The following is a 12,540-nucleotide window of genomic DNA, read 5'->3' on the forward strand; positions in this document are numbered from 1 at the left end:
GGCCGATTTTTAGTATAATTGAATGTGCAAAACAAAATTTAGATACTGGAAAAATTATGGATCTTTCGACTCTGCTGGGTATGATTCTTGCTCTTGTTGCCATTTCTTTAGGTGATATTTTAGAAGGTGGCAATCCACTCCATATCATACATATAAGTTCTGTTATTATCATTGTCCCGACAACTTTGTTTTCAGCTATGACAGGCACACATGCACGATTTGTAAAAGCTGGTTACAAAGAACTAAAAGTCGTATTTTTAAACTCTAAAGTCAATCTAAACACTACTATCAGACAACTCGTAGAATTTGCTACTATGGCTAGAAGAGATGGTGTGCTTTCACTTGAGGCAAAGGCAGCACAAGTTGAGGATGATTTTACCCGCGAAGCCCTTTCAATGATTATTGATGGCAAAGATGCAAAATCTGTTCGTGAAGATATGGAAGTCCAAATTCAAGAATTAGAAGAATACTATCATGGAGCTGCTCATTATTGGATCATAGCGGGAGAATCAGCACCTACCTTTGGTCTAGTAGGTGCTGTTATGGGGTTGATGTTGGCATTACAAAAGCTTGACAATCCTGCAGAAATGGCAGCAGGTATTGCAGGAGCATTTACAGCAACAGTTACAGGTATTATGTGCAGTTATGCGATATTTGGACCCTGGGGAAATAAACTAAAAGCAAAATCAAAAGATATCATAAAAGAAAAGACAGTTATATTAGAAGGCATCATAGGGATTGCAAATGGCGATAACCCTAGAAGCTTAGAAGCTAAATTATTGAGTTTCTTAGGTCCTGATGAACCTAAAGTTTCTCAATTCGAATAGGACAAAAAATGGCAAAAAAACATAAACAAGCTGAATGTCCTGCAGGTGAAAAATGGGCTGTCCCTTATGCAGACTTTCTTTCTTTGCTTTTGGCATTATTTATTGCTCTTTATGCAATTTCTGCTACAAATAAATCCAAGCTTGAAGCACTCAAAATTGAATTCATCAAAATTTTTGACTCTACTGCCAAACCTGAAACAATGCAACCTGTAATCAAGATTCCTCCCAATCCTGGAGAAGAAGTAGAAGAAACAGATGGTGATAAATCGTTTCAATCCCAGCAGGTTGGCTCCTCTATCGCTATAGAAAATGTCAATCAACTTGATAATATGCTTGAAGAAGGCGGTATACTTGAACAAATTGAACAAGGAGTAGTCCTTAAACTGCCAGCTAATCTGATGTTTCAAAATGGCAGTGCTGATATTTCTAATAGCGATATGATGATGTATATCAAACGCATTGCACAAATCATCAAAAAACTTCCTCCTCAGGTTTCTATAGATGTTAGGGGTTATACAGATGATTCTCCTTTACCAAAAACTTCCACCTTTAAAGATCATTATGATTTAGCAGCAAATAGAGCATCAACAGTGATGAAAGCTCTGATTCAAGATGGTGTTTCTCCTGGACAATTATCCTTTTCATCTTATGGTAAATATAAGCCTTTAGAGCCAAACAACTCAATTGAAAATAGATTAAAAAATAATCGCGTAGAAATCTTTTTATCTACCAATCCAGACAATGTCAAAGAAGTAGAATCAATTTTAGATAAAAAACAAAAAAATAAATAAAATATTCAATCAAATAATTTGTACAAGATGTTCATTTTCTAAAAGCTTATTCCTTGAAAATAAACTACTTTTTCTTACAAATCCATTATGGTATTGATAAATAAAAAAACCTAAATCTCTAAGTTTTTTATAAATTTCTTGATTGACAGAATAAGTTGTGACAATCGAATCTTTATGTGTGATTTTTAACATTTTAGTAAAATAAGCTTCACTCCATAAATCCATATTAACCTTCAAGCTAAAAGGATCTTGATAAACAATATCAATACTTTTTTCTTCAAATTGCTCTAGATATTTTAAAGCATCTCCAAAATATACCTTCAATTTGATATTTGAAAAAATAATTGATTCTCCTTTTGATTTTAAATCATCAACAATCCTTGGTATATTTATTTTTAATAACTCATTAGGATACTCTAAACAAAGGATTTTATTAAAAATATCATCATCTTTTTCAGGAGAAAAAATTTCAATATTGCCCTGATAATTCATATTTGAGTAATATAAAGCAGTCAAAAAAGAGTTATACCCTAAACCAAAACAAATATCTAATATCTTTAAAGTCTTCTTGCCAAACAAATTTCCAAAATAAATAGGTGGTAAGATATGTTTATATAAGGTCTCTGTATAAGCACCATCTTTTAAACTATGATAACATTGTTGGAATTCTTCATTAAAAATTGTACTGCTTCCATCAGAACTTTTCAAAATCTGCATTTAATAAATCCTAATTTTTTTATAAAATCAAATAATACATATTTTTATAATAATTTTATCCCTTCATCATAGATATCAGATAACATCTTTAGATCTAACTTGATTCTATATTTACTTTTTAAAAAAAATATTCTATAATCATTTAACATTGAATACAGGAAATCAAAAATGAACATTGCATTAAAAGTAGTTTCTAAATCTCTTTTGGATATTTCTAAAATAATCCAATGGGGGGGGGGGCTATTACTATTTTCTCAAGTAAGTTTAGCAGCAGATAAGATATTTACTCCTCCAACAGATTCATCCACGAATACTTCTCTTAAAATTACGGATAATCCAGCAGTCACTGCTAATCCAGGTGGACTAGACAAACCTAATGAATTTACCCTATCTTTTACATATGCTCCTCCTAATAATATTGAAGCACACAACGCAATAGTATATATCAAATCACGATCTTATGTTTCTAATAATGCAATCAAATATAACACCTTCAATATCTATGGTGCAAACCTCAAAGAAAAATTTTTTGATTCTGTCCTTGTTGCTAATATCAATTTTGATAAATCAAGCAACAGTGAACTTGAGTTCAATGGCTCATATAAAGAAAATATCGCCGATGCTTCCTTAAAGCCTTTTTTACAAAACAATTCTTTTGTAGGAATGTTTTTATTTGGAATTGGCAATAACACTATAAAATTTAAAAATAATGCCAAAATGAAAGGGACTATTTTTTCTTATAATATAACCTCTAAAAGAAATGCCATTGCCAATTTTTCTTTTGATAATAGCACTATAGAAAATAATGGAAAAGTGATAATAGATCTTTGGGGTGTGACAACTAATGGTATTTTTAGCAATAAATCCAAAGCTCTAGGAGATATAAATTTTCATAATGGTAACAATACCATCGCTATAGATAAAGAGTCTTCAATTATTGGAAACTTTATAGCCTCAGGAGGAAAAAATACTATCAATATCTCTGATCATTCTTCAATGAAAAATATAAATATAAACAATGGAGAAAGCATTCTAAATGCCACAAACAAATCAATATTAGGAGATTTTAAAGCCGCAGGTGGAAAAACTACAATAAATTTAGATGACTCTATTTTAGGAAATATAACAATACAAAATGGAGAAAGCATACTAAATGCGACAAACAAATCAATACTAGGAGATTTTAAAGCCGCAGGTGGAAAAACTACAATAAATTTAGATAAAAATTCCAAAATGAATAACATACAATTAAATGGCGGGAATAATAGAATCGTGTTATCTACCAAAACTGCAGTAAAAAATATTGATGTCAATAATGGAATCTTTGAACTAGATACTTTTGGAACTCCCTCAATAGAAAGACTAAACATTTCTGGAGGAACCAATACTTTTAATATAAAAAATACCCTTTTAGACCAGTCTACTCTGAAATCAGGGGTCATATCTCTAGATGGAGGAACCAATACTTTTAATATCAGTGATCATTCTGTATTAAACAATATGAACATTAATATTTCCAGACAAATTTTCAGGAAAAATAATGCTCCAGTAGATGCTATTTGTAATGCTTCTGATATTCTTTGCTATATTGACCCTGATAATACAATAAACTTAACTGATTCTAATAGCATTCAAAGTGATATCACAATCATTGGTGGAAGATCAAATAATTTTAATTTCAACCATACTTCTTTGAAAAATAATAATATTGTCATCATTGGCGGACAAGTCAATAACTTAAATTTCACCGATTCTGCAAAAATTGGAGGAGATTTGATTATCAATGGAGGGAAAAACAATCAACTTAATTTTCAAAATACTGTCCTATCAACAACAATAGATAATCTCATCACTCCTGATACTCAAGAAAACCTGATTTCAAAAAAAATTTTGAGCAATCAAATGACTCCAGAGTTTATCGCCTCTATCCAAAATACCCAACCTGATTTAATCAAAGGAAATATCACCCTACAAGCTTCTAGTGCCAACAATACTAAAAATACTATAAATTCCTCAAATGGAACGATCTTTGGTAATATCCTTATCCGAAATTTAAGCAATTCATCTACTGAAATAACCAGCAATATTAATTTTAATAAAACCCTCATGATAGGTAATATCAATTCTAATGGAAAACATATGTTGACAAAAAATAATTTTATAGATTCTTCGCTCATTGGAAATATTACAACACAAAATGGTATCAATTATACCTCTTTATCTAATTCTCAATTTTATGGAAATATGATCACTACTGGAGGGATTAATATTGCTTCTTTCAGCTCAGGCTCTATCTTTGCAGGTTCTATGAATACTTATAACGGAAAAAATTTTATTGATCTGAATATGTCCTTATACACTAATCAATATGGGAAAATTTCTGAAATCAACACTTACAATGGGATAAGCAACATCACTTTGAGCGTCGACAAAACTATTTCTAAAATGCTCACTGACAAAGGAATTTATCCAGTTTTTCATATTGGGAATTATAATGGAGGTATTTCAAATATCTCTATTTATGGTCCAGTTAGTGGTTCTGCCCAAATTGATTATGTTGGTGGTACAAGCAATATCATATTTGCAGATGGAGGAAATGCAAATGATGCAAAAAATTTCTTTGCCAACACTTCCAATCCCTCAGGAAAATGCAATGTGGATTCAATCTCTCAAGATTGTCTAAAAAGTGGTGAAGCTATTTTACAACCTTCTTTAATAGACTCCACGAAAGGAAACTTTAAAATCAATGGCTATACCTACAAAGATGGCATTGCTTTCACATTAAATGCAACAAATGCCAATGAAGTACTAAAACCCTTTAGAGATATTTATCATAGTAATTTCGTTTCTATATTTATAGATAAAACAAAAAAAGAATTGTATAAAATGAAAATTGATGGTGTTATTGTAGGAGCTGAATATAATCTTCCTAGCGATACGATTGATTCAAAAACACAAAAATATCAAATAACTTTCACGCCTAATTCAGCTTTCATTGGCAATATGTATGCAAATACACAAAATACTGATTTTGTGTTATCTCAAGGTTCCAAATTAATCCTTTATGATGGCTCTCATTCTATTATTTCCAAACTCACATCACAAAATGGCTTTTTTGATGTAGATACAAACACAATGTTCAGTTCTACCCTTGCTCAAAAAAACAATGTAATTATCGACTTAGCTACTAAAGGACAACTAGTAAATAATACCTTCACAAAAGAAAAATTCTCTACAATGATCATAAAAAAAATTGATAACTTTAATGATGCTGTCTTTAGAGTTGCTATCAATCCTAACAAAACTGACCCTGCAAACAATTACCTAATAGAATCTAAAAATTCAGACCGAATTATCATTCAAGGGATGAGTATAGGACAAAATTTAAGTGATTATATTCAAGTCTATCAAGATTATACAAGTTTAACTACAGGGGATTTGAGTAAAAATAACATTTTAGTGGCTGCTGTAAAATTACCTGGACCAGGAGATAGAAATACTTCTATGAAGTTTGATACTTCTGCCTCAAGGGTTCAACAAGGTTATGACGAAGTCAATACTATACTTTACACCAAAAAGATTCAAATCAATGATGATGGCACTATTGATATTAACCCATCTAAGGACAAAGAAAATGCAGAAGGTTATTTTATCAAATCAGCTTCCACTGCTATAAATCCAAAAAGTCTTGATAATACCAATAATGCCATTACTTCAAACTACTCAATTTACTTAGCTAATATTAATAATCTCAACAAAAGACTTGGCGAACTCAGAGACAATTCATATGCACAAGGTGTATGGTCTAGAGTGTTCAGTGGATTAAATACTTCTAATAGAGGCGAAGAAGCTAAAATTTATTCTACCAACATACAATTTGGTTATGATTATGGTTGGAAAACAGATTCAGGGGAACAATTCTTAGGTGGTGCTTTCACTTATGGCTATAACTCAATCAAAGGAAATAGCTATAATGGAAGTGCAAATCTAGCTGAATTAGCTTTGTATTATTCATATGTAAATGATTTTGGATTTTACACTGATACAATTATCAAATACACTTATATCCACAACAATATTTCCTTAAAAAACAACCTTTTTTACAATGTGCCTTTAAACTCTAATGGAGGAAGCTTAGGTCAAGAATTAGGTTATAGATATTTTATAGACAAGAAAAAAAGATTTTATATTGAACCTTCTGGTGAAATCATTTTAGGTCTGATGAATGGTGGGATTATAAATCAAGTCAATCAGGGAGCTTTATTAGATTACAAACCAGAATATACTCCTAGGTTAAGGGCAGACTTGACATATATTTTCAGCTTTAGGGCAAAATTAGGAGGAAGTATAGGTTATCAACTTTTAAGTGCAAAAAACCAAACTAGCCTTAGGGTGGGTGCATTCTATTTAGCCGATGTTGTGAATGGTGGCGTTGTCAAATACCAAACTAATTATTCTGAAAGCCAAACTTTACTTTATCCCAATCAACAAATGATGATCAATATTGGTTTGAATTCAATGATTTCAGAAAACTGGAGATTTTATACAGATATAGACACTGGATTTTTAGGTAAATATTTCAATCAAAACTATTTAGTCTCAGTTGGTATGCGTTATGAATTTGGACATGCACTCAATCCTTTGGCAGCAAAATTAACAGAAAATAAAAGGATAGCCAGTATCAAACGATCTCAAAACCGCTATGATGAACGTATATCAAAAATACAAACAAAACAAGAAAAAGCCAAACAAAAACAAATCTTTGAAGCTAAAAAAGCACAAATACTAGCTACAAAAAAAGCAGAAGAACAAAGTAAACAAATAAACAGAAAAGAAGCTGACAAGATAACAAAAAATCAATTCAAAATGCTCAATTTAGAAATTGCAAAATCTTTAAAAGATGAGCCCTCTGTAGCAAAAACAAAGACTATCAATGAAGAAAAACTCAAAATCTTTCAAGACTATTCAAATAGAAAATTCAAAGAACTTATCCAAGACCAAACCCTAGAACTTAAAAATTCTAAAGAAAAACAAATGCAAGAAATCCAAAATTTCAAAGAAAAACAAAATAAAATACTAGAAACTTTAAAAGAAAATATTGAAAAACAAAAACAAGATTTAGAACAAAAACATAAACTTAGCAAAAAAAATAAAGAAAACAAAAATTTAGAAGCCAAGCTTGCAAAATCCTTAGAAGAATTTAAAATCAAACAAGCAAAAGAATATAAAAATTTCAAAACCAAACAAGAAAATGTAAATAAAGCACTAGAACAAAAACAAGCCCAACAAAAGAAAGCTCTATATGCTCATATAGAAAAAAAATTTAATAAACTCATAGATAAACAACACAAAGATATCTTAAAAACTCAAGATTTAGAAAAAACTTTTATCCTAAAAAAATTTGCAACAGAAGCTGAAAAATCTCTTCAAACTAGACCCTCAGTCAATAATATAAAAACTATCAACACCCAAGAACTCCAAGTATTCAAAGATTTTCAAGCCAGAAGCATTCAGACAATCAAAGAAAACCATAAAAACACTCTCAAATATTTTAGTGATAAACAAATAAAAGAAGCAAAAGATTTTGAAGAAGAACAAAATAAAACCATTCTAGATCAATCAACACAAAAAAATAAAGATTTAAAAACCAAGCTTGCAAAATCCTTAGAAGAATTTAAAATCAAACAAGCAAAAGAATATAAAAATTTCAAAACCAAACAAGATAAAGAAAACAAAGCTTTGGAAGATTCGAATAAAAAAGATATGAAAAACTTGATAAAAAATCAAGAAGAAAGGATAAAAAAAGCTCAAAAACTAGAAAAAGAATTCAATGCAAAACAATCAAAAACTCAAAATAAATCAACTAAATAAAATCGTAAAAATCATCCATGATAATTTGGAGCTTCTTTTGTAATATCCACATCGTGGACATGAGACTCTCTCAAGCCTGCAGATGTAATCTCTACAAATTCAGTCTTTTCCCATAAATCTTCAATATTCTTACTACCCAAATACCCCATTGAAGAACGTAAACCACCTACAAGCTGATGGATTATATCTGAAATCTTACCCCTATAAGGCACTCTTGCCTCAATACCTTCAGGCACAAGCTTTTCTTTAGCAGTACCCTCTTGAAAATATCTATCTGAACTTCCCTTTGTCATCGCTCCAATGCTACCCATACCACGATAACTTTTGTATTGTCGACCTTGATAAATCATCAAATCACCCGGCGATTCTTCAGTGCCTGCCAATAAACTACCTATCATTACACTAGAAGCACCTACAGCAAGTGCTTTTGCGATATCTCCAGAATATTTTATACCTCCATCAGCAATGATAGGAATACCATGCTTTGAAGCCATATTTGAACAAGCATCAATAGCAGAAATTTGAGGCATCCCTACCCCTGCTACAATCCTAGTAGTGCAAATACTTCCAGGACCAATACCTACCTTGATAGCATCAGCTCCTGCTTTGATAAGATCTTGAGTTGCTTTTGAAGTCACAACATTCCCCACAATAATATCAATATTGAATTTATTCTTAATATTTTCTAATGTCCTTATAACATTGATGGAATGCCCATGTGCACTATCAAGAACCAAAACATCTACACCTGCCTGAATTAAAGCCTCTGCCCTATCAAGCTGATTGACACCAATAGCAGCCCCTACCCTAAGCCTTCCTAATTCGTCTTTGTTTGCATTGGGATATTCAATACGTTTTTGGATATCTTTTATGGTAATCAAACCTTTTAAATTATTTTCCTCATCAACAATAGGAAGTTTTTCTATCCTATGTTTATGCATTATTTCTCTAGCTTCTTCTAAACTTATACCTACTGATGCAGTGATTAAAGGAGCTTTTGTCATCACATCTCCGACTTTTTTACTCAAATCGGTCTCAAACCTCACATCTCTATTGGTCAAAATTCCTATCAAAAGCCCATTATCATCAACTACAGGTACACCTGAAATCTTATAAATATCAGTAATAGCCTTCGCATCAGCCAAACTCCTATTAGCATAGATATAAATAGGATCAGTGATAACCCCACTTTCACTTTTTTTGACTTTTTTTATCTCTGCGACTTGAGAAGCAATATCCATATTTTTATGAATAATCCCAATACCACCCAATCTCGCCATAGCAATTGCCGTTTTATACTCAGTCACTGTATCCATAGCTGCACTCACAAAAGGAATATTGAGTGAAATATTTTTTGTCAATTTAGAAACAACACAAACCTCTTTTGGCAACACTTCAGAATAACTAGGCACGAGTAAAATATCTTCAAAAGTCAAAGCCTTTTGTATGGGTTTCATTTTTTTCTCCTAATCAAATTTTATCTCTAAAATCTGTTCCAATCCATAAGCAGCATCCAAAATACTCTGCTCATCAAAACTTCTTCCGATCAACTGCATTCCTATAGGCAAGCCTTCTTTCGACTTTGCTATAGGCAGAGAAACAGAGGGTAATCCAGCCAGATTTACACCAATTGTATATATATCGCTCAAATACATTTCAAGTGGGGAATGGATACTTCCAAACTCAGGAGCTATATTTGGAGCAATAGGGGAAAGTATCAAATCTGCATCATTAAAAATCTCTTCATATTGTCTTTTGATGACTTTTCTTATTTTCTGAGCTTTCAGATAATAAGCATCATAATAACCGCTACTCAAGACAAAATTCCCAAGCATAATACGTCTTTTAACCTCTTCACCAAATCCTTCACTACGTGTCTTAATATAAAGATCTTTTAAAGAATCAGCTCCTCTCCTATCACCATACCTGACACCATCAAATCTTGCTAGATTTGAACAAGCTTCTGCTGTACAGATAATATAATAAGCAGAAATATGATAATGAGTATCTAACATTGTCTTAGAAACAACCTGATGTCCCATTGACTCTAATATTTTTATAGTAGCTTCATAAGCTTTTTGGATTTCAATATCTGCATTTTTTAACTGATCTTGAAGGATAGCTATCTTGAAACGTTTATCACTATCAAGTTTTGAAAAAGTTTGGGTAGCAGGCATTTGAGCACTTGTAGAATCTTTTTTATCATGTCCACTAATGGCATCAAATAAAATAGCACAATCTTCAACATTTTGAGCAATAGGACCAATCTGATCTAGACTTGAACTATAAGCAACAAGTCCATAACGACTCACCCTACCATAAGTAGGCTTCAATCCGACACATCCACAAAATCCTGCTGGTTGTCTGATAGAACCTCCAGTATCACTACCCAAAGCAGCTATAGCTAAACCACCTGCCACCGCTGCAGCACTGCCACCTGAACTACCACCAGGTACTCTAGACATATCACGAGGATTTTTAGTTTTCCCATAACAACTTGATTCTGTAGTACTCCCCATAGCAAATTCATCCATATTTGCCCTTCCATAAGGACACATTCCATTTTCATATAATCTTTCAATGACCCCAGCATTGTAAGGAGCAATATAACCCTTCAAAATCTTGCTTGCACAAGTGATTTCCCAATCTTTTACATTGATATTATCTTTAATTAAAATAGGCACACCATCATATGTATGATTTTCTGGTTGACCAATATAAGCGTTTAACTCCACTTTTTCTTTTATTTTTTGATTGATTTGTAATTTAATTTCTTTTAACTCCTCTTGAGAAAGCGAAAGAGCTTTTTTTAAAGTAATCATCATTGTATCCTTATAAACCAGATTGATTCTACTGACTAAATAATTATAAGGTTTTATTGCTTATAAAAAAATGTTAAGACAAAGTCAGTAAAAAATTTTCAACTTCTTTTTGGAGTTCTTTCAAGCCTTTTGTATTGTCAATAATATAATCACTTTGAGTTTTTTTATGTTCAGCATCCATTTGAGCTTCAATCCTTCTAGTTGCCTCTTGAATATCCATAGAATCTCTAAGCATAATCCTTTGTTTCCTAACTTCCAAAGAAGCATAAACAAGCAACACTTTACCAACATTATAAGTTTTTCTTCCTCCAACCTCAAAAAACAAAGGAATATCTAAAAAATAATGTTTACAATATTTTTCAAGCTCCAAGGCTTGATGATAAATCTCAATACGAATCTTAGGATGTAAAAATACTTCCAATTGCTTTCTAGCTATATTATTAGAAAAAATAATCTTGCCTAATTTTTTCCTATCGATATCCCCATTTTCATCTAAAATATCTTTGGTAAATAAATCTGTAATATATTTTTGATGGCTTTGAAGCAATTGATGTGTAATTTTATCCGCATCAATAATATGGTAACCAAGCAAGGATAAAACACTTCCAACAGTACTTTTTCCAGAGCCTATATTTCCAGTCATAGCAATAGCATATTTCAAATACATTTTTAATTTTTTATAACACCTTTTAATTTTTGACTCAAAATATTTGGCATCACAAAAGCAGCTTGATGGATATCTGCATTATAATACTTCAAACCATCCAACATGTCAATTTTTTGCAACAACATATCTGCAATAGGATGATATTTCTTAGAAGCAAAAACAAATCCTTTATCTGCCAAAATAGATAAAGGTGCAAAAAATGGCATCACAATACTAAAAAATCCTCCAATATCTTCAAGGATGCTTCTAAATGAATGAAATTCAAGCAAAGGATGTTTGGTGGCAAAAATCAAGATACCTTCTTTTGTCAACATCCTTTGAATGCCATCAATTTCATGCTTATTTGGCTGATGTAGACAAATCACACAATCATATTTTTTGACATCCAAGTCAATAGCCCTATGATATTTATTGAATCTTGGATTATTCACCACAGAAGAAAAATCAGGCAAAAAACTAATCAAAGAATCAAGTATTTTATCATCACTTTGAACAAAATCTACACATAACTCCTCATATTTTAGTAATTCAAAAGCTATTTGAAGATTAAAACCACCAAGTATAAGGACATTTTTTGGATCAGGATGTGAACAAATAGGCAAATGAGAATACAATTCACTCTCTACATAAAGGTATTTTTTGAGCATTATATATTCTTCATCAAACACGGCTATTTCATCAAAATCACTGGATTTAAAAATCTCAAGAATATGTTCAGTACTCCTTGCATCTAGTGTTTTTGTATCTATTGTATATTCTTGACGAAAATTTGGGCTTATTTGTCGAGCGATCCACATAGTCATTATCCTTATTTTCGAAAATCTATAAAATCAAAATATTAATCA

8 protein-coding genes are annotated in these 12,540 nt (G+C 31.4%); 3 read left to right on the plus strand and 5 right to left on the minus strand.

What is annotated here, in order from left to right:
• Window positions 1-56: 56 nt before the first annotated feature.
• Entirely contained in the window at window positions 57-827 is a 771-nt protein-coding gene (motA, locus tag BKH44_RS00780; protein WP_095269149.1) for a flagellar motor stator protein MotA, read from the plus strand.
• A gap of 8 nt (window positions 828-835) precedes the next feature.
• A complete protein-coding gene (gene motB / locus BKH44_RS00785; RefSeq protein WP_095269151.1) occupies window positions 836-1,618 on the plus strand; it encodes a flagellar motor protein MotB in 783 nt (260 codons plus the stop codon).
• Window positions 1,619-1,627: 9 nt separating this feature from the next.
• On the opposite strand, the gene BKH44_RS00790 is transcribed toward motB, so the two are convergent.
• Window positions 1,628-2,335 carry an MnmC family methyltransferase gene (locus BKH44_RS00790; RefSeq protein ID WP_095269152.1) on the minus strand — a complete coding sequence of 236 codons (708 nt, stop codon included), beginning with the start codon at window positions 2,333-2,335 and terminating at the stop codon, window positions 1,628-1,630.
• Window positions 2,336-2,503: 168 nt separating this feature from the next.
• On the opposite strand from BKH44_RS00790, the gene BKH44_RS00795 reads away from it, so the two are divergent.
• A complete protein-coding gene (locus tag BKH44_RS00795) occupies window positions 2,504-8,206 on the plus strand; it encodes an autotransporter outer membrane beta-barrel domain-containing protein (RefSeq protein WP_095269153.1) in 5,703 nt (1,900 codons plus the stop codon).
• A gap of 11 nt (window positions 8,207-8,217) precedes the next feature.
• Here BKH44_RS00795 and guaB read toward each other — a convergent pair whose 3' ends face one another.
• The 4 genes from guaB to BKH44_RS00815 form a co-directional block, all read right to left on the minus strand.
• Window positions 8,218-9,663 (minus strand): IMP dehydrogenase, encoded by a 1,446-nt coding sequence (gene guaB, locus BKH44_RS00800; RefSeq protein ID WP_095269155.1) that lies wholly within the window; start codon window positions 9,661-9,663, stop codon window positions 8,218-8,220.
• A gap of 9 nt (window positions 9,664-9,672) precedes the next feature.
• Entirely contained in the window at window positions 9,673-11,028 is a 1,356-nt protein-coding gene (gene gatA / locus BKH44_RS00805) for an Asp-tRNA(Asn)/Glu-tRNA(Gln) amidotransferase subunit GatA (RefSeq protein WP_095269157.1), read from the minus strand.
• A 73-nt stretch (window positions 11,029-11,101) separates the two neighbouring features.
• On the minus strand, window positions 11,102-11,695 hold the full coding sequence (gene coaE / locus BKH44_RS00810) for a dephospho-CoA kinase (protein ID WP_095269158.1): 594 nt from the start codon (window positions 11,693-11,695) through the stop codon (window positions 11,102-11,104).
• A gap of 2 nt (window positions 11,696-11,697) precedes the next feature.
• Window positions 11,698-12,492: a spermidine synthase gene (locus BKH44_RS00815; RefSeq protein ID WP_095269160.1), complete on the minus strand. Its 795-nt coding sequence runs from the start codon at window positions 12,490-12,492 to the stop codon at window positions 11,698-11,700.
• Window positions 12,493-12,540: the final 48 nt, after the last annotated feature.

It is taken from the genome of Helicobacter sp. 13S00477-4 (genome assembly GCF_002272785.1).
In the GTDB taxonomy this organism is placed as follows: Bacteria; Campylobacterota; Campylobacteria; order Campylobacterales; family Helicobacteraceae; genus Helicobacter_J.